The sequence below is a fragment of the Cobetia sp. PDI-12MA genome (assembly GCF_059507695.1).
This window is the reverse complement of sequence record NZ_CM183351.1, coordinates 3,961,711-3,983,284: the sequence shown is the minus strand read 5'-3', so window position 1 is coordinate 3,983,284 and position 21,574 is coordinate 3,961,711. Positions and strand designations below refer to the sequence as shown.

The window sequence follows — 21,574 nt, the reverse complement described above, 5'->3', positions numbered from 1 at the left end:
GCCTGTCATTCCCCACGACCTACCCGGTCAGCGTGAATGCCGGGAGCACCACAGCAGTGATCCTGCGACGCCATCGTGTTGGCCACGGATGATCCGTCCGCATTGGCAGCATGATGCAACAAGCACAACAAGGTGCCCGAAGTCGCTACCAGCGACAGGCGCCCTCGCGACGAATCAGGGATTCACATGTCATCCAAACCGCATTCCCACGCACAGTGGTCTTCTCGCCTGGCCTTTACCCTGGCTGCCGTCGGTTCTTCCGTCGGTCTGGGCAATATCTGGAAATTCCCCTACATGACAGGTGAGAGCGGCGGCGGTGCCTTCGTCCTCGTCTATCTGATCTGCATCCTGCTGATCGGCCTGCCGATCCTGATGTCGGAATGGCTGCTGGGTCGCTTGGGGCAGAAGAACCCCATCTCGACCATGAGCCACATCAGTGCCCGGCTCAAACGCAGTCCCGCCTGGGTCTTGATCGGGGTAGCCGGCGTGCTCGGCGCCTACCTGATCCTGTCCTTCTACAGCGTCATCGGCGGTTGGGCGCTGGCCTTCATCGCCGACGCGGCCAGCGGCAGTTTCGAAACCCTGACCTCTGACACGGCCGGTAGCCTGTTCGGCGGTCTGCTGGGGGACCCGACCACGCTGCTGGCCTGGCACAGTGCCTTCATGCTGATGGTGATCCTGGTCGTTGCCGGCGGGGTCGCCGGTGGCCTGGAGCGTGCCGCCAAGATCCTGATGCCGCTGCTGGCGGTGATGTTGATCGTGCTGGTCGGCTACGCCGCCACCACCGATGGCTTCGCTGATGCGGCCGCCTGGCTGCTGACGCCGGACTTCTCCAAGCTCGACAAGGATGGCGTGCTGGCGGCCATGGGGCATGCCTTCTTCACCCTGTCACTGGGCATGGGCATCATGATGGCCTACGGCTCCTACCTGTCCGATGACGTCAATATCGGGCGTACCGCGCTGGTCGTGGTGGTGCTGGATACCGTCATCGCCCTGCTGGCCGGTCTGGCCATCTTCCCGGTGGTGTTCTCCAACGGCCTCGACGCCGCGGCGGGCCCGGGTCTGATCTTCCAGACCCTGCCGCTGGCCTTCGGTCACATGCCGGGCGGTGAAGTCTTCGGTGTGGTGTTCTTCGTACTGCTGGTATTCGCGGCCTGGACCTCAGGCATCTCGCTGCTGGAGCCTATCGTCGAATGGCTGGAAGAGAAGACGCCGATGTCGCGCGTCGGCTCGGCCTGGGTCGCGGGTATCGCCACCTGGCTGCTGGGCATCGCCACCATCCTGTCCTTCAACCTGTGGAGTGACGTGGCGCCGCTGGGCATGTTCGCCAAGTTCGAAGGCATGACCATCTTCGACCTGCTCGACTACGCGACCAGCAAGCTGATGCTGCCGCTGACCGGTCTGGCGACCATCGTCTTCGTCGGCTGGTTCATGGGCCGTGACGAAGTGCGCAGCCAGCTCAACATGAGCGACTCGGCCTTCTCGCTGTGGAGCTTCGTGGCGCGCTATATCGCCCCGATCGGTGTGGTCGTGGTGTTCGCGTCAAGCCTGTAACTACCTCCGTCCTCGCTGACCCCAGCAGAGGCACGTCACACTCAGCACGAAGATGCAGTACCTCAAGAGGCTCGCCTATCCGGCGGGCCTCTCGTGTTTCTGACGAGGCAAGAGGCGGATTCTCTGAGGTCAGATAGGGTCAGTGAGCGCTCGCACTGTAATGGTGCGTCATTGGTCGTAGGGTTTTGCAATATGAGGCATGAATATCACGACCTTTCGGCGAGATATCTTCAGGCCTTGTGTAGAAAACACGCCATTTCAGGAGATTTCAGACGCAACAGGGGCCGCAACAAGAAGTGTTTGTCGGGAGGATCTGACGAGAAATACCGCGAGAGGGGGGTACGACCATGCTCGAAAGAGATGGTGGAAGGTGTCGCATGGAGCCCGAACCCTGGCGGATCAGAGCGTGAAAACATCACTGATCGGCGGGGAGCGTATCGCCTCCCCGCCTGGAATCAGTGGGTGTCGATATCGCTTTCAGTATCCATTTCCAGCACTTCGATGTCGCTTAAATCCTCGCTTAGGCGCTTGATTTCGTTGTGCAATTCTATTCCACGACGGGCGCGGAGATGGCGGACTGCGCTTTGTTTCTTGCGGGCCTGATGTTCGTCGGCACCGAGAGTCATGAAAATATCGAGAAGCTCTTTCTTGAGCGTATCTACCTGCTCTGAATTACGCATGATTCGACCTCCATGGCATCCAAAGGATGTGGGCTTTCACTGGCGCCACACCGTTTTACTATAGCTCACTTGACAAAATTGTGACTATAGCCTGCCTGTGCAGGCGACACCCCCGGGGGGATGACGTAAGCTCAGGCATGCCCATGAAGTCTGCAAGGAGTGTGCCGTGAGCCATGCCATCTTCGACGACCTGAGGAGCCGGATGGAGAATTTCCGCCGCTCTGAACAAAAGGTCGCACGCTATGTCCTTCGTCATCCGGAGGAAGTGATTCACATGCGGATCGTCGATCTGGCCAGCGAGTCATCGGTCAGTGAGCCGACGGTCGTGCGTTTCTGTCGGGCAATGGGCTTTGCCGGCTTCCAGGATTTCAAGCTGCAGCTGGCGCAACGCCTCGCCACCGGCACCCAGTTCGCCCAGTTCTCCATGAATGACTCCGACAGCGTGGCCGAGTTCTCGCACTCGCTGTTCGATTCCACCATCGGTACCCTGCTGTCGGTGCGTGACCGCCTGGATGCCGAAGCCGTCGCGCGTGCCATCCACTCGCTGGCCTCCGCCAGCCGGGTCGAGTTCTACGGCTATGGCGCCTCGGGCGCCGTGGCTCACGATGCCCAGCACAAGTTCTTCCGCCTGCAGATCTCCACTGCCGCCTACACCGACCCGCACATGCAGAACATGTCAGCGGTGACGCTGGGGCCGCGTGACGTGGTGGTGGCCATCTCCCAGACCGGCCGCACCAAGGCACTGATCGCCAGCGTGCGGCTGGCGCGTGACGCCGGCGCGACCGTCATCGGGCTGTGCCCGAGTGGTTCGCCACTGGCGGATGAAGTCACGCTGCCGCTGCACATCGATGTGCACGAAGACACCGAGATCTACACCCCGATGAGCTCGCGTATCGCGCACCTGGTAATCGTCGATACGCTGGCGGTCGGTGTCGCCAAGGCGCGTGGCCCCAAGCTCAAGGAGCAGCTGGAGGCAGTCAAGAAGAGCCTCGCCACTCTGCGCATCGACGACCACGACTTCGATACCCACTGAGCATCACTTGGGCATCCTCTGCCTTGAAGGCAAGTGCAAGGCACGTATGTGCAAGGAAGGCCGGCGCGGGGAAGAGCAGGGCAGGCCGCTGTGATAAGGTGGATGCCTGAACAGGGGCAGCGAATCTCACGCTGCTCCGCTCCTCGACTCCTCTGCCCTGTGGTGAGCCCTGCATGACCGAATCGCCCCTCCTCGATCACCTCAACACGCATCAGCGTGAGGCCGTGTCCGCGCCGCCGGGCAACATGCTGGTACTGGCGGGGGCCGGTTCCGGCAAGACCCGCGTGCTGGTTCACCGCATCGCCTGGTTGATGGACCAATATCAGTTCTCGCCCTACGCCATCCTGTCGGTGACCTTCACCAACAAGGCCTCGCGGGAGATGCGCACGCGTCTCGAGGCGCTCAATGGCAGCAGCCTGCGCCACATGTGGGTCGGTACCTTCCACTCAATCAGTCACCGTCTGCTGCGCACCCATTGGCAGGAGGCGCGCCTGCCCGAGCACTTCCAGATCATCGACAGCGATGACCAGCTGCGCATGGTCAAACGGCTGCTCAAGGAGCACAACGTCGATGATGAGCGCTGGCCGCCCAAGCAGGTCCAGTACTTCATCGCCGGCTGCAAGGAGGAAGGTCTGCGCGCCCATCAGGTGCAGACCCATGGCGATGCCTACATGGGCAAGATGGTCGAGATGTATGAGCTCTATCAGCTCGCCTGTGAACGCGGCGGCCTGGTCGATTTCGGTGAGCTGCTGCTGCGCTCGCTGGAACTGCTGCGTGATACGCCGCATCTGCTGGCGCATTACCGCGAGCGCTTCGCCCACCTGTTGGTCGACGAGTTCCAGGATACCAACACCCTGCAGTACGCCTGGCTGAAGCTGTTGGCCGGTGATCGCGAGTGCATGACCGTGGTCGGCGATGATGACCAGTCCATCTACGGCTGGCGTGGCGCGCGGGTCGAGAACATCCAGCGCTTCACCGAGGAGTTCGCCAACACCCGCGTGGTGCGTCTGGAGCAGAACTACCGCTCCTCCAGCGCCATTCTGGAGGCCGCCAACGCCCTGATCAGCCACAACGGCGGGCGCATGGGCAAGGAGCTGTGGACCGATAGCGGTCGTGGCGAGCGCATTCGTGTCTATGCCGGCTTCAATGATATCGACGAGTCGCGTTATATCGCCGATACCATCCGTGAGCTGGTCAATGAGCATGGCTACAGCCGCGACGAGATCGCGATCCTGTATCGCTCCAATGCCCAGTCACGCGTGCTGGAGGAGACGCTGATCCGCCAGGGCATGCCCTATCGCATCTATGGCGGCCAGCGCTTCTACGAGCGTCTCGAGATCAAGAACGCGCTCGCCTATTTGCGCCTGATGAACAACCGCGAGGACGATGCCGCCCTGGAGCGCGTGATCAACGTGCCGGCGCGTGGCATCGGAATGCGCACCGTCGAGCAGCTGCGCGAGCGCGCACGCTACGGCAACCTGACCATGTGGCAGGCGATGAGCGATGCGGTCTCCGATGGCGCCCTCAAGGGACGCGCCGCGACTGCCGTGCGAGCCTTCGCCGACATCATCGATGGCCTCGACAACGACACCGCCGGCATGGCGCTGCATGAGCTGGTCGAGCACGTCATCCACGCCACCGGCCTGCGTGAGCATCACGCCGCCGAGAAGGGCGAGAAGGGCCAGGCACGCCTCGAGAACCTCTCGGAGCTGGTCAATGCCTGCCGTGCCTTCAGTCAGGGCGAGCGCATGGACCCGGAAGCCCCCAGCGAAGGTGCCGAGGCGCTGGAACCCTTCCTCGCCGAAGCCGCACTGGATGCCGGCGACCATGAAGCCGCCGAAGGCGAGGAATGCGTGCAGATGATGACGCTGCACTCCGCCAAGGGACTCGAATTCCCGGTGGTATTCGTCGCCGGGGTCGAGGAGGGACTGTTCCCGCACAAGATGTCGCTGGAAGAGCCGGGGCGTCTCGAGGAAGAGCGTCGCCTGTGTTATGTCGGTGTCACCCGCGCCATGCAGCGCCTCTACCTGACCTACGCCGAGCTGCGGCGCATGCACGGCAAGGAGACTTTCCAGCGGCCGTCGCGCTTCCTGCGTGAGCTGCCGGAAGAGCTGCTGGAAGAGGTGCGTCTGCGTGGTCAGGTCTCGCGTCCGGTCTCGACCCAGCGCGCCACGCCGAATCGCCGTCCATCCGGTCCGCGTCAGGAGAGTGTCGAGGCCAATGGCGACATGCCGGCACTCTCGCTTGGCAGCCTGGTGCGCCATCCGCTGTTCGGGGAAGGCGTGGTCATCAATGCCGAAGGCCAGGGTGAGCGCGCGCGCGTGCAGATCAGCTTCGAGGGCGAAGGCGACAAGTGGCTGGTGCTGGGCTTTGCCAAGCTGGAAGTGCTGAGCTGACAGCAAGTCCTGATAGCAGGCGCTGATACGAGGCGCTGGCAAGAGGTGAAGAGTGGCGCAGGGGGCGCGGTATTCGTGCGCCATTACGGCCTTGGTGCAGTTGTGGGCCATCCATGGGTCGCGGCATAGTGGCAGACAATCTGCTGTCTTGATGCCGTGTCATGCATTGCCCACAACTCGAACAAGGAAAGTCCCATGCAACGCCGCCGTTTTCTCTCTGCTCTGGGGGCCGGTGCTGCCGGTCTCGCCGCCGCGCCTTTCGTGTCCACCGCCAATGCCTCCGAGGGCGAGACCATCCACTGGAAGATGGTCACCTCCTGGCCGAAGAACTTCCCGGCACTGGGCACCGGTGCCAATGAGTTCGCCAGCCTGATCGGTCAGCTCTCCGGTGGTCGCCTGCAGGTCAAGGTCTATGGCGCCGGCGAGATGGTGCCGGCGCTGGAAGTCTTCGATGCCGTGTCCTCCGGCACTGCCCAGATGGGCCACTCGGCCTCCTACTACTGGAAGGGCAAGGTCCCTGCGGCCCAGTTCTTCACCGCCGTGCCCTTCGGCATGAACACCACCGAGACCAACGCCTGGCTGTATCACGGCGATGGCATGAAGCTGTGGGACGAGATCTACTCGCGCCACAACCTCAAGCCGCTGGCGGTGGGCAACACCGGCACCCAGATGGCTGGCTGGTTCAACAAGGAAGTGAACAGTCTCGAGGACATGAAGGGCCTGAAGATCCGCCTGCCGGGGCTGGCGGGCGAAGTGATGAATCGCATCGGCGCCAGCGCGGTCAATCTGCCGGGCAGCGAGATCTTCACCGCGATGGAAACCGGCGTGATCGATGCCACCGACTGGGTCGGCCCCTACAATGATCTGGCCTTCGGCCTGCATCAGGTGGCCAAGTATTACTACTCACCGGCCTGGAACGAGCCTTCCGCCATCCTCGAAGGCACCGTCAATCTCGAGGCCTGGCAGGCATTGCCGGAAGATCTGCAGCAGGTGGTGATCCAGGCGGCCAGAATCGCCAATCACGCCATGGTGGATGAGTTCGCGCTGCGCAACGCTACCGCGCTGACCTCGCTGGTCGAGGAACACGGTGTGGAACTGCGTGAATTCCCCCAGGACGTCTATGCGGCGCTGTTCGATGCCTCCAACGAGGTGCTGGACGAGTTCATCGCCAAGGACGAGGACGCCAGGCGCGTCTATGAGTCCTATCGCGCCTTCCAGCAGCAGGTCGCGCCCTGGTCACGTATCGGCGAGCAGGCCTATCTGGATGCGCGTGGACGAGTGCTGGGCGAAGCCTGAGCGAGTCTCTTTCGGGCTACCTGACGGACTGTCTGACTGCGTGACTGACTGTTGACGAAAAAGCCGCCCCTGAGGGCGGCTTTTTCTTGGCGTGTGGCTGACAAGAAGAGGGGCGAGGCGCTTGGCTCAGTCCTGCTCCCCGGTGATGGCGGTGCTGGCCTGCTCCGGTACGGCACGGATGCGGCCATTGTCATCGAGTGCCACCATCACGTAGCAGGCTTCGGTCACCTTGGTCAGCGCATGTTGATTGCGCTCCTGCGGCGGGCGGATCCAGACCTCGACGGAGAGTCTGATCGAACTGCGCCCGACCTCTGCCACCTGAGTGAAGATATTGACCACCGAGCCGATACGCACCGGCGACAGGAAATCGAGACCCTCGACGGCTACGGTGGCAGTGCGCCCGTGGGCGACGCGCCCGGCGGCCAGCTCACAGGCCTCGTCCATGCGGTGCATCAGCCAGCCGCCGCTGATGTCGCCATAGAGATTGGTGTCCTGGCGCTGGGCGATCAATTTGAGCGTCAGTGTGCCGTTCGGCGTCGGGATATCATCCAGAGCTTGCATGTCATGACTCGCTATCTTGTTGTTATAAAATGGCCATTTCATTTCTGCACCCTTCCATCTGAAAAAGGTGCGTCTTTTGGCGCAGTGCGCTTCCTTGCCTAGGGCACTTCCTTGCGCAGGGCGCTGCCTTGCAAAGGAGGCTTCGGCAATGGCCGAAGGACGTCATCGGGTGCCATCGGTGGTAGCAGCGCGACGCAGGCCATGGCGGATGAGCCGCAGCGGCTTCATCATCTCCTGTATCCTACTCTGGCGGACAAAGCACTGTCCTCACTGACAAGGGACTGTCAGGAAATTTTTTTGCGCTGCAGCATGGAGTATCGTTCCTCAACGCAGCAATGGCGGATACTCGCAGTGTTTCGTCATGCTACATGGGCCATCCTGAGCTACCGTCGCATGCCCGTCACCACGGGCATGGCAAGCAGTGGCCAGCTCCGTGTCGCATCGTCATCTCGTTCATTCTCTGGTGGGAAGTCGCCATGTCAGTTTCCGTCGGGACGCTTGTCCGTACAGGGTTTCGCGCCGTGTTCGCTTCGCTTCGCGGGTCATCCGTGCCTTCCTCTTATGTGCCCTCCGCAGGTGCGCCTCGTCTGCGCTCAAGCCCACCGTCGCTGCGACTGATGTCGCTTGCCTGCCTGCTGGGGCTCTCGACGCTCTCGGCTCCGGCGCTGGCCGACAAGGTGCCCGAATATCGCCCGGTGTCCGGGGTAGTGGGCAACCTGACGGCGGTGGGCTCCGATACCCTGTCGGTGCTGGTGACGCGCTGGGCTGCCCAGCTGCGCCGCTATCATCCGGGGGTGCGCGTGCAGCTGCAGGCCGCGGGCTCCTCGACGGCGCCACCGGCATTGATCGCCGGCACCACTCGCATCGGCCTGATGTCGCGCCCGATGAGTGACCAGGAGCGTCAGGACTTCACGCGTGAATTCGGCTATCCGCCGCTGGGGGTGCCCGTGGCACTGGATGCGATGGGCATCATCGTGCATCGCAGCAATCCGCTGGAGGAGATCAGCATCGCGCAGCTGGATGCCATCTTCTCCGCCACGCACAACTGTGGTGGGCAGGCGGCCAGTCGCTGGGGCCAGCTCGGGCTGAGCGATGAGTGGGATGACCGCCAGCTCACTCGCTTCGGGCGCAGTGCCACCTCGGGCACCTACGGCGCCTTTCGCCGAATCGCGCTGTGCGATGGCGATTTCCGTCTCGATGTCAGCGAACAGCCGGGCTCGGCCTCCATCATCGGTGCGGTGGGCTCCTCGCCCAATGGCATCGGCTATGCCAGCTTCAGCACCTCTTCGCCGCTGGTGAAGCAGCTATCCGTCAGCCGTGAGGCGGGTGGCCACGCTGTCTTCCCGAGCCGGGCCAGCATTCGCGACGGCCGCTATCCGCTGACCCGTGCGCTGTACATCTACGTCAATCGCGTGCCGGACGAGCCGCTCCCGGCGCTGGAACAGGCCTTCCTGTCATTGATCATGTCGCGTCAGGGCCAGCAGGCCATCCTGCGTGGTGGCTATGTGCCATTGCCGGAAAAGCAGCTGTTGCACTGGCGTCAGCAACTGGGGCTCTAGGATGTTGATGCCCTCTGATTCGCCTTTGTCATCTTTCTGTCATCACCTGGACATAATCTCGGTGCCATACCTGCTTCATGCGTCTGCGGAGTCGACACTCCCGGGCGCGAATCCTTTCGTGGTGATATTTCATGTCGGCAGTTGATGCCTCCCGAATGCAGCGTCGTCGTCTGCGGCATGACCGTCTTGCCAGTCTGTGGCTGACAGCGGCCGGATTGGGCGTGATGGTCATCGTCGTCGTGATGCTGGCCTATCTGGTCAGCGTGTCGTGGCCGCTGCTCAAGCCCGCCAGCGTCAAGCCGCTCGAACAGCAGGCGATCGACCAGCAGATGCCTGCCGCTCAGACCGACCTTGACTGGCTGAGCGACCCTGATTGGCTGAGCGCCTTGCCTGGCATGCGGCTATTCGCGCGTGACGGGCTGCCTCCCGTGCTGGCCAGTGATGATTCGACGGCGGACTTGCGCACCTCGCCGCTGGCGGGTGTCTGGCTCGCGGATGATCGTCTGCAGGTGGTACAGCAGTCCGCCGCGGGCATTCGCCTGCGCGGCAGTGCCATCGAGGTTCCCGCAGGACTTGAGCGCCGCCAGGCAAGCCTGGTGCTCAGTCGCGACCAGCTGTGGCTGCGTATTCCGTTCGAGGATGGCGATGGCCTGTGGCTGGCACGCCTGACGCTGTCGGCGTCGCACGCCACCGCAGGCGCGCTGGATGGCGATGCGGCAAGTCAGCCCCGGCACTCCGAGTGGCAGCAGCAGTGGTTGCCGGGCACGGCCAGACTGTCTTCGCAGCAGGGGCGTCTGCTGGTCACCGCTGACCGCGATGGCTTCACCCAGTGGCAACTGAGCGAGGCCTCCAGCGGGACCGGGCCGCTGGCACGCAAGCTGGCACATCACGCTGTGAGCTCTTCTGCCTCCGCGTCATCGCCGGCGATCACCGCGCTCAGCGTCCTGCGTGGCGGCAGAAGCCTGATCGTCGGGGACGCGGCAGGCGGCCTGACCCATTACTTGTTGCCGGCGCACGCGCAGCCGCTGGTCAAGGCCGGCGTCTTTGACAGTGGCCTGTCGGCGCCGGTGGTGACGATGGCTGCCGCCCATCACAGCCTCGGCTTTGCCGCGCTGGACGCCAACGGCCGCCTTGGCCTCTATCTGGCCACCAGCGAGCGTCGCCGTCAGGTGCTGGACTGGCTGGATGCCTCCCGGGTCGCGACAGGCGTGGCGCTGGAATTCGACAATGATGACCGCCGCTTGCTGGCATCGGCGGTCCGGGAGGCAAGGTTGCCCGGTCAGCTCGCTCAGGACGCGCCGCTGGGGGCGCTCGGCAAGGCCTATGCCGGGCTTGCGATACATGACCCGCATCAGGCCGTCGGGCTCGACGCCATCTTTGGCAAGGTCTGGTATGAGGGACGCGCTGCGCCGGAGTGGATCTGGCAGCTGGAGAGCACCGGCACCCACGAACCCCGTCTGTCGCTGGTGCCCATCATGTGGGGCACGCTCAAGGCGGCGCTGGCCGGGCTGCTGTTTGCCGTGCCGTTGGGGCTCGGCTGTGCCATCCATGTCGCCTGCTTCATGGCGCCGCGCCAGCGTTCCCGCATCAAGCCGCTGCTGGAGATGATGGAGGCACTGCCGACCGTGGTGATCGGCTTCATCGCCGCTCTGGTGGTCGCGCCCTTTGTCGAGCGTGAGCTGATGGCGGTGTTGCTGGGACTGGTCCTGATTCCGCTGGGCACCATGGCGGCCGGCTTCCTGTGGACCCTGGCGCCGCGCGCATGGCGCAACCTGCTGCCGGAAAACATGGCGGCCTTCGGGCTGTTGCCACTGCTGTTCGTGCTGCTGTGGCTGGATGTGACAATCGCCGGCCAGGTCGAGCAGTGGTGGTTCGACGGCGACCTCCGTCAATGGCTGTTCAGCCACTACGGCATCGATTATGCCCAGCGCAATACCCTGGTGACCGGCATGGCGTTGGGGCTGGCGGTGATGCCGACCCTGTTCACGCTCAGCGAGGATGCCCTCTCGTCGGTGCCGCGTGGCCTGGCCGCCGGCTCTGCGGCGCTGGGCGCGACGCCATGGCAGAGCCTGCGCCGCGTCATCCTGCCAGCCGCTGCGGTCGGGCTGTTCTCGGCGATGATGATCGGCATGGGGCGCGCTGTCGGTGAGACGATGATCGTGCTGATGGTGGCCGGCAATACGCCGCTGGTGGATGCCAGCCTGTTCGAGGGCCTGCGCTCACTGGCCGCGACCCTGGCCATCGAGCTGCCGGAGGCCGAGGTCGGCAGCAGTCACTACCGCTTGCTGTTCCTCGCTGCCCTGGCATTGTTCGTCTTCACCTTCGTGGTCAATACGCTGGCGGAAGTGCTGCGACAGCGCTTCACGCCGCCCAATCAGGGGAGCTGGGGATGAGACGCCCTGACACGAATCGCGCCAGCTCCTCACTGCTGCGCCCACGCGAGCCGCTGGTCGGACGCCTTCAGCGATACTGGCGTGATGGCGGCCCGTGGGGCTGGCTGAACGCCATGGCGGTCAGTGTCTCGCTGGTGCTGGTGCTGGGCCTGCTCAGCCTGCTGGTGGTGGGCTCCTTCAGTCACTTCTGGCCCTCCCGGCTGGTCGAGGTGGAGCTGACGGCGCAGCCGGGGGAAAGTCCCACGGCCCTGACCACCACGCGCGGAGAGCCGGCGGCCGACAATCGCCATCTGCTCGGCGAGCTGATGCACGAGGAGATGCGCCGTGTCGCCTCGGGCGAGGGGGACGACGCTCGCCAGCAATGGTGGTTGCTGCAGACATCCTCGCGTGACGGGGCCGCGGCCAGCTGGCAGTGGCTGCCGGAGACGCTGCTCGACAGGATGACCTTCCCCCGCCAGGCGCTGATGCTGGAAATGCGCGACGGCCGTACTCTCTACGGCATGCCACGGGCGCTGAGTGACCCGATGACAGGGGAGATGGACCACACGCCCGATGTTGGCGACGGGCCTGCCCGGCCCCTGGCCGAAGACACCGAGCCACTGTTTGCCCGCCTGAAGATGATCGAGAGCGAGCGCCGCCAGCTGCAGGCGCTGCGCCTGGACAGTGAAGCCTTGAGCAGTCGCTATCAGGCGCTGCAGCAGTCTCTGGCATCCCGGCGCAGCCCCTCTGCTGACGTTGCAGCGGCGCAGGCTCATGAGGACGCTGAGCTCGAGCGGGAGATACAGGAGGAGTTGGAAGAGGTGCGCAGCGCCTTCATCGAGCGTGAAGGTCAGCTGAGTGCCCTGCGTGATGCCTTGGCGGGCGGACAGTTGCTGCTGGGCGGCAATGGCGGCTACGAAGGCCGCATCGCGCTCGATGATATCCGCAATGCCTGGCAGCCCAATGCGATGGGCTTCAGCGGCCGGCTGATGATGACGTTCCAGCGTTTTCGCGACTTCGTGGCCGGTGCCTCCACCGAGGGCTTCGGTGGCGTCTGGCCCGCCATCTTCGGCACCGTGCTGATGGTGGTGCTGATGTCGATCATGGTGATGCCCTTCGGCGTGATGGCGGCGCTCTATCTGCACGAGGTGGCCCATCAGGGGCGCCTGACGCGCCTGACGCGCATCGCGCTGCGCAATCTGGCCGGGGTACCCTCCATCGTCTACGGCGTGTTCGGTCTCGGCTTCTTCGTCTATGGACTGGGGGCCGGGATCGATGAGCTGTTCTATTCCGAGCGGCTGCCGACGCCGACCTTCGGGACCGGCGGCATTCTGTGGGCCTCGCTGACGCTGGCTCTGCTGACCTTGCCGGTGGTGATCGTCGTCACGGAAGAGGGGCTGGCGCGCGTGCCGCGTCGTCTGCGCGAAGGCGCGCTGGCGCTGGGAGCGACCCGCCTGGAAACGCTCAAGCGCGTGGTGATTCCGGCCGCCTCGCCGGCGCTGATGACGGGGCTGATTCTTGCCGTGGCGCGTGCGGCGGGTGAAGTCGCGCCGCTGATGCTGGTCGGGGTGGTCAAGCTGGCCCCGGACCTGCCGCTGGATGACAGCTTCCCGTGGCTGCATCTGGACCGGAAATTCATGCATCTGGGGCATCAGGTCTATGATCTGGCCTTCCAGAGCAGCGACGCCTTCAGCAGTCGGCCGCTGGTCTATGCGACCGCGCTGGTGCTGGTAGTCGTGATTCTATGCCTCAATCTGAGTGCCATTCGCCTGCGTCACATGCTGGCACAACGTTACAAGGGAGCCACCGAATGAGGCGTGACTCTGAACAGCCCAAGCCCCAGTTGTTTCTTCAGGAGACGCCTGCGCGGCCAGCTGAGGACATCTGCCTGGAAACCCGCCACCTGAGCCTCGATTATCAGGCGCGTGTCGGCAAGGAGAACCAGACGCGACGCGCACTGGAGGATGTCAGCCTGCAGATCGCACGCAAGCGCGTGACGGCCTTCATCGGCCCTTCCGGCTGCGGCAAGTCGAGCCTGTTGCGTACCTTCAATCGCATGACCGATCTCGACGAACAGTCACGTCTTTCCGGCAAGGTATTGCTCGAGGGCGAGGACATCCATGCGCGCGGCGTGGACGTGCCGATGCTGCGCCGCCGGATCGGCATGGTCTTCCAGACACCCAACCCCTTTCCGATGTCGGTCTACGAGAACGTGGCCTTCGGGCTGCGGCTGGTCGGCGAGAATGACAAGCGCCACCTCGATGACAAGGTCGAATCCTGTCTGCGCTCCGCGGCACTCTGGGAAGAGGTGAAGGATCGCCTGCACGACAGCGCGCTGGGGCTCTCGGGTGGCCAGCAACAGCGGCTGGTGATCGCGCGGACACTGGCGGTCGAGCCGGAGGTGCTGCTGCTGGATGAGCCGGCCTCGGCGCTGGACCCCATCTCGACGCTCAAGATCGAGGAGCTGATCCGTTCGCTGCGCTCACGCCTGACGCTGATCATCGTCACGCACAACATGCAGCAGGCCGCGCGGGTCTCGGACGATACCGCCTTCCTGCATGAGGGCCGCCTGGTGGAATTCGCCCCGACCGATCAGCTGTTCACCAACCCGCGCCGCCGCCAGACCGAAGACTACATCACGGGGCGTTTCGGTTAGCGCGCTCATGCGCGAACGTGCAGCCAGGTAGCCTTTTCGCCCTGATATTGCTGACGATGTAGGCCAGATAGCGCCTTTGAGTCATGGGTGAAACATAACTGCAATCAAGTGTCGGCATGCTGAGGGGGAGCCCGCTGTGTCAGTCAGCAGTGGGCCATACTTGTCACGTCATTCATGTCACGCCCCCTGACTCGGTGGGCGACTTTCCGGGAGAGGGAAATGGATATCACCAGCGATTCGCACGGCAAGCATATCTCAGAGCAGTTCAATCACGAGCTGGATGCACTGAAGACACACCTGCTGGCCATGGGCGGACTGGTAGAGAAGCAGCTGCAGGATGCCGTCACGGCATTGCTGGAAGGCGACAGTGAGACCGCCACACGGGTGCGCGACAACGACAAGGCTGTCAACGACATGCAGCTCAAGATCGATGACGAGTGCACCCGGGTGCTGGCCCGCCGTCAGCCGGCGGCCTCCGACCTGCGTCTGGTGCTGGCCGTCATCCGCGCCACCTCCGATCTCGAGCGTATCGGTGATGAATCGAGCAAGATCGCACGCAACGCCATCTCGCTGGTCGAGAACGGCCAGAGCCCGCGCGGCATGGTCGAGGTGCGACACCTCAGCCAGCACGTGCGCAGCATGGTGCGTGACTCCCTGACGGCCTTTGCGCGCTTCGATACCGACCTTGCCCTCAAGGTACTGCGTGAAGATGCCTCGGTGGATCTGGAATATCAAAGTGCCATGCGCTCGCTGATGACCTTCATGATGGAAGACGCGCGCCAGATCACGCCGGTGCTCAATGTGATGTGGATTCTGCGTGCGCTGGAGCGTATCGGTGACCACGCCGACAACCTGGCCGAGTACGTCATCTTCCTGGTCAAGGGCGTGGACGTGCGTCATACCGACACCCATGACCTGAAGCCGCAGGACCTGGACAAGAAGTGAGCTGAACTCCCGGGTGTGACGCAACGCCCGCAGACTTCTGCACGATGCTTCGCCCCGCACCTGCCCATCGGCAGGCCGCGGGGCGATTGCGTCATGGGAGCGCGAGCAGTCTCATGCGGCCGACAGCTGCGCTGCGCAGGCGGGAGTGCTAGGGTGTGGCTCCGGTCAGTCTGCTGGCTGGCCGGTTCTTTTGAGATGACGAGGACGTCGCATGATTGATGCCGTATCGGCGCTGGTCCGCGGGACCCGTATGGTCTATACCCCGGGGCTGCGCCGCTTCGTATTCGTACCGCTGGCGATCAACCTGGTGCTCTACAGCATCACGCTGTGGGTGTTGTTCAACCAGTTCGGTGGCTGGATCGATTACTGGATGCTCAAGGTGCCGGCCTGGCTGGACTGGCTCAGCTGGTTGATCTGGCCGCTGCTGGTGGTGAGTCTGTTGCTGGTGGTGTTCTTCACCTTCAGCCTGGTGACCAACCTGATCGCCGCGCCCTTCTACGGCATTCTGGCCGAGAAGGTCGAGCATCGCCTGGATGGCACACTGATTGACGATGACCGTGGGCTGATGAAGATCGGCGTCGACTCGCTGGGACGTGAAATGGCCAAGCTGGGCTATTTCATCCCGCGCATGATCGCGCTGTTCATCATCGGTTTCATCCCGGGTCTGAACCTGCTCTCGCCGCTGTTGTGGGGGCTGTTCTCGGCCTGGAGCATGTCGATCCAGTACCTCGACTACCCGATGGACAACCATCAGGTCAGCTTCGGTGACATGAAGCAGCGCCTCAAGGCGCGCTGGTGGCCCTCACTGACCTTCGGCGCCGCGGTGTTCGTCATGACGCTGGTGCCTCTGGCCAATCTGCTGTTCATTCCGGGCGCTGTCGCCGGGGCGGTACTGATGTGGCAGAGCCACTACCGTCAGTTGCCGGCGCCGCGTCGTTGAGACAGCCTGTCGCAGCTGGTTCATCGCTGTACTGGTTTGTCGTTGAGGTAGCCGCAGCGTCGTCTGGCGGACCAAAAGAAACGCCCCGCAGTCGCCTCCTTTCGAGGTGGCTGCGGGGTGTTCCGCGTTGGGCTGGCCTCCGGCTCAGCTCATCACGGAGTCAGCACATCACCGGGCTAGCGCACTGCTGGTCCGGGGAGCGCTCGTCTGACAGGCGCGCTCGTCGGGGAAGTGACAGCGGAAGCGCGCACCCTCGCCGGGGTGGCTGTCGATCTCCAGATGGCCCTGATGGCGAATCAGCACATGCTTGACGATGGCAAGCCCCAGACCGGTGCCTCCCGTGGCGGTGCTGCGGCCCTTGTCGATGCGGTAGAAGCGCTCGGTCAGACGCGGCAGGTGGACCGGGTCGATGCCATCCCCGTCATCTTCCACCTCGACCAGCAGGCCCTGGTCATCCGCCTTCCAGCGCAGGGTGATATGGCAGTCTTCGGGAGTGTAGCGCACCGCATTGAAGACCAGATTCGAGATCGCGCTGCGCAGTTCCTGCTCCTCACCGCGTAGTGACAGGCTGGCATCGGCCTCGATGGAGAAGGTGTGGCGTCCCTGGGACAGGCCTTCGGCGTCGTCGCGGATATGGCCGAGCAGGGCACTCATGTCGATGCAGCGGCCGTTGTCGGACAGCTCGTCGGTTTCCAGGCGTGACAGGGTCAGCAGGTCCTCGACCAGGTGCTGCATGCGGTCGGTCTGGCTCTTCATCTGGCCCAGCCCACGCTGCCAGCGCGGTGGCAGGTCATCGGCGTAATCGGAGTAGGTCTCGAGATAGCCGGCCAGTACCGTCAGCGGCGTGCGCAGTTCATGGGAGACATTGGCCACGAAGTCGCGGCGCATCTCTTCCAGGCGATAGAGGCGGGTGACGTCACGCAGCATGACCAGACGTTCGTTGTCACCGAACAGGGTGATGGAAATCTGCAGCGTCAGGTTGTCAGACAGCGGCGACTGCAGCGTCAGCGGCTCGCGGTAGGCCAGCCGATTGAAGTAGTCGATGAAGGCGGGGTCACGCAGATAGTTGGTGATGTGCTGGCCGCGGTCGTGGCTGGCCTTGAGACCGACCAGCTGCTCGGCAGCGCTGTTCCACCATTCCATGTCACCGTGGTTGTCCAGCATCACCAGGCCGTCGCGCATGGCCTCGGAGGATTCCTGGATACGGTTGAGGATGCTGCGCAGTCGCTCCTGAGTCTGACGCTGGCCCTTCTGATAGCGGTAGAGACGATCGAGCAGGTCTCCCCACACGCCATCGCCGGGCGGTGGCTCTTCATGGGGATTGGTGATCAGCCAGGTATAGAGGCTCTTCAAGTGCTTGAGATGGACGAACAGATACAGCGCCAGACCCAGCGCCAGGCCCCAGCCCAGATGGCCCAGCAGGCCACCGATCAGGCCGAAGCCACCGGCAAGGTAGCCGAGGCGCCATAGCTCGTTGGTCCAATAGCGCATGAATCCCTCAGGCCTGAGCGCTGAAGCGGTAACCGGTGCCACGGACGGTCTGGATCAGATGCTGATGGCCTGTGCCCAGCGCCTTGCGCAGGCGGCGGATGTGCACGTCCACGGTGCGCTCCTCGACATAGACGTTACCCCCCCATACCTGGTCGAGTAGCTGGCTGCGGGTGTAGGCACGCTCCTGATGCGTCATGAAGAACTGCAGCAGGCGATATTCGGTCGGGCCGACATCCAGTGAGTTGCCGTGGGCGGTGACGCGGTGGCTGGCCGGGTCGAGCATCAAGCCTTCGACTTCCACTGCCTCCTCGACCCCCTTGGGGGTGGTGCGACGCAGCACGGCCTTGAGACGGGCGACCAGCTCGCGTGGCGAGAAGGGCTTGGTGATGTAGTCGTCGGCACCGGCTTCCAGGCCTTGAATCTTGTTGTCTTCCTCGCCCTTGGCGGTCAACAGGATGATCGGCAGTTCCGAGGTGGTCTCGTCTCGCTTGAGACGCCGCGCGAGCTCCAGGCCACTGGTGCCCGGCATCATCCAGTCCAGCAACAGCAGATCGGGCTTTTCATCGACGACGATGGCGTGGGCGTCCTGGGCATTGTCTGCCTCCAGCACGCGGTAATCCGCCATTTCGAGGGCGACGGCGATCATCTCGCGAATCGAGGATTCATCGTCGACAATCAGTACGGTCTTGGAGCTCATCGCTAGATCCCATGCAGCAGTCGGCGCACGCGCCAGAATGACAAGTCGATGACGATTACAACCCGCTTATATGACAACCAGATGACAACTGCCAGCATGGCAGCTTGCACGCAAGCCTGCCAGCCGCCTTGGAGGCGCGGCAGGCAGGCATGAATCGTGGGCTGGGGAGCAACCGGGGGCAGGGATAGCTTTAAATTAAATAATGCGAATATTTATGCAGGAGTCAGCTCATCGGCCAGGTCGCCAGGGCGATACCGGCGAAGATCAGCAGCCCCGTCCAATGATTGTTGAGGAACGCCTGGAAGCAGGGCGCACGCTCACGCTCACGGATCAGACGTTGCTGCCAGACGAAGGTGACGGCGGCGGCAGCCAGCCCCAGCCAGTAGAAGATGCCCAGCGCCAGCTGCAGGCCGATGCCGATCAACACCACCAGCATGCCCAGCTGCAACAGGCCGATCATCAGCTTGTCGGCACGCCCGAACAGCACGGCGGTGGACTTGATGCCCACCTTGAGGTCGTCGTTGCGATCGACCATCGCATAGGCGGTGTCGTAGGCCACCGTCCACATCAGGTTGGCCGCGAACAGCCACCAGCCGTAGGTCGGCACCTCCTCCAGCGTCGCGGCGAAGGCCATCGGAATCGCCCAGCCGAAGGCGGCGCCCAGCACTACCTGGGGCAGATGATGGAAGCGCTTCATGAATGGGTAGCTGGCTGCCAACAGCACGGCGACGATCGACAGCAGCACCGTGGTCAGGTTGGTGAAGCACACCAGCACGAAGGCGGCCGCGACCAGCCCCCCGAACAGTGTCAGCGCCTCGCGCTCCGAGATGCGGCCCGAGGTCAGCGGTCGGTCACGCGTGCGCTCGACATGCTTGTCCCAATGCCGATCGGCGTAGTCGTTGATCACGCAGCCGGCGGCGCGCATCAGGTAGACCCCGGCGATGAAGATCAGCAGGGTCGTGCGCTCGGGGATGCCATCTGCCGCCAGCCACAGTGCCCATAGGGTCGGCCACATCAGCAGCCAGGTGCCGATGGGGCGGTCCAGCCGTGTCAGGGCGAGGTAGTCGGCCAGTCTGGAAGGACGCGAAGCGGCGGAAGTGGATGACGCGGTCATCGGGGCTCCTGGGCGGGTGGTAGTGGGCAAGGGAAGAGAGGGAAACGAGGCCAGTCGGCCGCACGGCTCAGGTCAGTTGCAGCGCGTGCTGGAAGGCTGGCGTGAAGCCCTCCTGCACCAGCACCTTGAAGCGACCATGCGAGAACATCGAGCGGCGCATCCACAGGCTGGTGGTGCGGGCCAGCGGCCTGGAGCTCGAAAGCACCAGCGGGGCGCGGCTGATATCGATGGCGCTGCGTATCAGGTCGGGCTGGCGAAACAGCCAATGGCCCAGCGAGCGCTCGCCCAGCGTCGAGAGGCGATGACCGTGGGCCAGGTCCAGCGCCGCCAGCGAGCGTGCGATCACCCATGGCGTATCGCCATGACAGAGCGCCACTTCGCGTCGCCAGACATGCCGGCGTGGGCCGATGCCCAGCAGGCGTGCTTCATCAAGCCGCGCGGGGCCGGTGTCCTGAAGCAGCAGGCGCACGCGCAGGCCCTGGATGGGCTGACCTGCGCGTTCATCCTGCTGCTGCATGGCGCTGGCAAGGCGCTGTGTCAGCGAGTCCGTCGAGGAGAGCCACGCCCACCAGCCGGCCGGCATGACACCCTGCAGCGCGGCAGCCGGCTGCCAATGACGGCGCACCGCCGCCGAAGCCGTGGGTACGGCGCGCGTGGGCGAAGGCCAGCGAGGCACAGGTTGGTACGGGTTCTCGGCTGACGAATGAGGTGCCTCACAGGTGGAGGTCTGTGGCGTGAGCGCTGCGCGATGAGGCTCGCCTGCTGGGCATCGGACCACGGTGAATTCCCTGTCAGGATGACGAAATGGCGAGTCTAGCATGGCCGAGCGGCAAGGCCTCCCGCTCAGGCATGCCTGCACTGCAGGCGGGCTGGTATGCTGGGCGCATTCATCGGCGTTCATGACGGACGCTGCTGGCGCTCTTTCATCAGCGCTTCCCTCGGATCGATCTCAGGAGATGGTGCCATGCGCGACCCTCGCACCCTTGTCATCATTGGTACCGGCATGGCGGGCATTGGTCTGGCGCGCGCGCTGCGTGCGCGTGACAAGGATAGCCGGCTGATCCTCATCAGCCAGGACAGTGGCCACGATTATGCCAAGCCGATGCTGTCCACCGCCTTCGCCAAGAAGATGTCGGCCACCGACCTGTCGCGTCAGGCGCCGGTGGCGCTGGCAGACGAGCTGAATGCCGAGCTGCGTACCCATCAACGCGTCACTGCCATCGACGGTGATGCCCGCCAGCTATGGCTGGGCGAGGAGTGTCTGGCCTATGACGAGCTGGTGCTGGCACTCGGCGCGGCGCCGCGTCGTCCCTTCCCCGTCGCCGCGGAAGTGGCCTCACGCGTGCAGAGCATCAATGACCTCGATGACTATGCGGCCTTCTGCGCGACGCTGGCGAGGGCCCGCGAGCGCGGAGAAGACGGGCATGTGGTGATTGTCGGTGCCGGACTGGTCGGCTGTGAATACGCCAATGATCTGACGGCGGCCGGCCACCGCGTCACCTTGGTCGCGCCGGAGGAAACTCCGCTGGATGGATTGCTGCCGCAAGCACTGGGGCAGCGTCTGGGTGCGGCGCTGGATGGGCTCGGTGTGACGCGTCGCCAGGGCGAGATGGTCGAGACCATCGCCGCCAGCTCAGGCGAGGAGGCCGAGCGCCAGGCTGCGCCAGTCGAGGTGCGCCTGCAGAGCGGTCGTCGCCTGACGGGCTCCGTGGTTCTGCTGGCGACCGGCTTGGCGCCGCGCATTCGTCTGGCGCAGGCCGCGGGTCTGAGTGCCGGCGGCGATGGCATCCGTGTCGACCGCCACCTGGCCACCTCCCAGCCGTATATCTGGGCGCTGGGCGATTGCGTCAGTGTCGAGGGCGTCAATGCCATGTATGTCCAGCCGCTGCAGATGGCTGCGCGCACCTTGGCGGCCAACCTGTGTGGCGAGCCGAGCGTGCTCGACTGGAAGGCGTGGCCGGTGCTGGTCAAGACACCGGTCTTGCCGGTGGTGGCCTATCCGCCGCGTTCGGCCGTGGCGCGCTGGGAAATCAATGGTGACGGCGATGATCTCGAAGCGCGTGCACTGGATATGAACGAACGCTTGATTGGATATGCGTTGACAGGCGCCGCCGTTCGCAGGAAAGTCGAGCTAGCGCGGCAGGCGCCGCCGTTGCTAGGCTAGGCGATGCCATGATCGATGGTCGTAAATCCCTTGCTGCCAGCGCGGTCAGGCACGATAGTGAATGCTCCGTCAGACATGCTGCTCGGCGGGCGTGGTCTGACAGATTGCTGCCATCG

At 64.1% G+C, this 21,574-nt stretch carries 17 protein-coding genes; 11 read left to right on the top strand and 6 right to left on the bottom strand.

Annotation, left to right across the window (positions count from 1 at the left end):
- Window positions 1-186 precede the first annotated feature (186 nt).
- On the top strand, window positions 187-1,554 hold the full coding sequence (locus AC5WNI_RS16865; protein WP_043331727.1) for a sodium-dependent transporter: 1,368 nt from the start codon (window positions 187-189) through the stop codon (window positions 1,552-1,554).
- Between the two features lie 455 nt (window positions 1,555-2,009).
- On the opposite strand, the gene AC5WNI_RS16860 is transcribed toward AC5WNI_RS16865, so the two are convergent.
- Window positions 2,010-2,234: a PA3496 family putative envelope integrity protein gene (locus tag AC5WNI_RS16860; RefSeq protein ID WP_043331728.1), complete on the bottom strand. Its 225-nt coding sequence runs from the start codon at window positions 2,232-2,234 to the stop codon at window positions 2,010-2,012.
- Between the two features lie 166 nt (window positions 2,235-2,400).
- On the opposite strand from AC5WNI_RS16860, the gene hexR reads away from it, so the two are divergent.
- The 3 genes from hexR to AC5WNI_RS16845 all read left to right on the top strand — a co-directional run bounded on the left by hexR (window position 2,401) and on the right by AC5WNI_RS16845 (window position 6,959).
- The gene (gene hexR, locus AC5WNI_RS16855) at window positions 2,401-3,267 is read left to right on the top strand and encodes a transcriptional regulator HexR (RefSeq protein WP_043331730.1); all 867 of its coding nucleotides are present in this window, start codon (window positions 2,401-2,403) and stop codon (window positions 3,265-3,267) included.
- Window positions 3,268-3,440: 173 nt separating this feature from the next.
- Window positions 3,441-5,663, top strand: coding sequence for a DNA helicase II (uvrD, locus tag AC5WNI_RS16850; protein ID WP_175088893.1), 2,223 nt, complete (start codon window positions 3,441-3,443; stop codon window positions 5,661-5,663).
- 195 nt (window positions 5,664-5,858) lie between these two features.
- Window positions 5,859-6,959: a TRAP transporter substrate-binding protein gene (locus AC5WNI_RS16845; RefSeq protein WP_175088892.1), complete on the top strand. Its 1,101-nt coding sequence runs from the start codon at window positions 5,859-5,861 to the stop codon at window positions 6,957-6,959.
- A gap of 126 nt (window positions 6,960-7,085) precedes the next feature.
- Here the strand turns inward: AC5WNI_RS16845 and AC5WNI_RS16840 are convergent, their stop codons facing one another.
- Window positions 7,086-7,520, bottom strand: coding sequence for an acyl-CoA thioesterase (locus AC5WNI_RS16840; RefSeq protein ID WP_175088891.1), 435 nt, complete (start codon window positions 7,518-7,520; stop codon window positions 7,086-7,088).
- A 548-nt stretch (window positions 7,521-8,068) separates the two neighbouring features.
- Between AC5WNI_RS16840 and AC5WNI_RS16835 the strand changes: the two genes are divergently transcribed.
- The 6 genes from AC5WNI_RS16835 to cysZ all read left to right on the top strand — a co-directional run bounded on the left by AC5WNI_RS16835 (window position 8,069) and on the right by cysZ (window position 15,992).
- A complete protein-coding gene (locus tag AC5WNI_RS16835; protein WP_175088890.1) occupies window positions 8,069-9,079 on the top strand; it encodes a PstS family phosphate ABC transporter substrate-binding protein in 1,011 nt (336 codons plus the stop codon).
- Window positions 9,080-9,210: 131 nt separating this feature from the next.
- Window positions 9,211-11,472, top strand: coding sequence for an ABC transporter permease subunit (locus AC5WNI_RS16830; protein WP_175088889.1), 2,262 nt, complete (start codon window positions 9,211-9,213; stop codon window positions 11,470-11,472).
- Window positions 11,469-13,265: a phosphate ABC transporter permease PstA gene (gene pstA, locus AC5WNI_RS16825; protein WP_175088888.1), complete on the top strand. Its 1,797-nt coding sequence runs from the start codon at window positions 11,469-11,471 to the stop codon at window positions 13,263-13,265. The genes AC5WNI_RS16830 and pstA overlap by 4 nt, the downstream gene beginning before the upstream one ends.
- Entirely contained in the window at window positions 13,262-14,107 is an 846-nt protein-coding gene (gene pstB, locus AC5WNI_RS16820) for a phosphate ABC transporter ATP-binding protein PstB (RefSeq protein WP_084589238.1), read from the top strand. The genes pstA and pstB overlap by 4 nt, the downstream gene beginning before the upstream one ends.
- 219 nt (window positions 14,108-14,326) lie before the next feature.
- A complete protein-coding gene (phoU, locus tag AC5WNI_RS16815; protein ID WP_043331737.1) occupies window positions 14,327-15,052 on the top strand; it encodes a phosphate signaling complex protein PhoU in 726 nt (241 codons plus the stop codon).
- Window positions 15,053-15,263: 211 nt separating this feature from the next.
- A complete protein-coding gene (gene cysZ, locus AC5WNI_RS16810) occupies window positions 15,264-15,992 on the top strand; it encodes a sulfate transporter CysZ (RefSeq protein WP_175088887.1) in 729 nt (242 codons plus the stop codon).
- Between the two features lie 168 nt (window positions 15,993-16,160).
- On the opposite strand, the gene phoR is transcribed toward cysZ, so the two are convergent.
- The 4 genes from phoR to AC5WNI_RS16790 all read right to left on the bottom strand — a co-directional run bounded on the left by phoR (window position 16,161) and on the right by AC5WNI_RS16790 (window position 19,970).
- The gene (gene phoR / locus AC5WNI_RS16805) at window positions 16,161-17,483 is read right to left on the bottom strand and encodes a phosphate regulon sensor histidine kinase PhoR (protein ID WP_175088886.1); all 1,323 of its coding nucleotides are present in this window, start codon (window positions 17,481-17,483) and stop codon (window positions 16,161-16,163) included.
- A 7-nt stretch (window positions 17,484-17,490) separates the two neighbouring features.
- Complete coding sequence (phoB, locus tag AC5WNI_RS16800; RefSeq protein WP_043331741.1) at window positions 17,491-18,180, bottom strand: phosphate regulon transcriptional regulator PhoB; 690 nt, start codon at window positions 18,178-18,180, stop codon at window positions 17,491-17,493.
- A gap of 223 nt (window positions 18,181-18,403) precedes the next feature.
- Complete coding sequence (gene ubiA, locus AC5WNI_RS16795) at window positions 18,404-19,294, bottom strand: 4-hydroxybenzoate octaprenyltransferase (RefSeq protein WP_175088885.1); 891 nt, start codon at window positions 19,292-19,294, stop codon at window positions 18,404-18,406.
- A gap of 67 nt (window positions 19,295-19,361) precedes the next feature.
- The gene (locus AC5WNI_RS16790; protein ID WP_348994698.1) at window positions 19,362-19,970 is read right to left on the bottom strand and encodes a chorismate--pyruvate lyase family protein; all 609 of its coding nucleotides are present in this window, start codon (window positions 19,968-19,970) and stop codon (window positions 19,362-19,364) included.
- A gap of 288 nt (window positions 19,971-20,258) precedes the next feature.
- Between AC5WNI_RS16790 and AC5WNI_RS16785 the strand changes: the two genes are divergently transcribed.
- The gene (locus tag AC5WNI_RS16785) at window positions 20,259-21,458 is read left to right on the top strand and encodes an NAD(P)/FAD-dependent oxidoreductase (protein ID WP_175088883.1); all 1,200 of its coding nucleotides are present in this window, start codon (window positions 20,259-20,261) and stop codon (window positions 21,456-21,458) included.
- Window positions 21,459-21,574 lie beyond the last annotated feature (116 nt).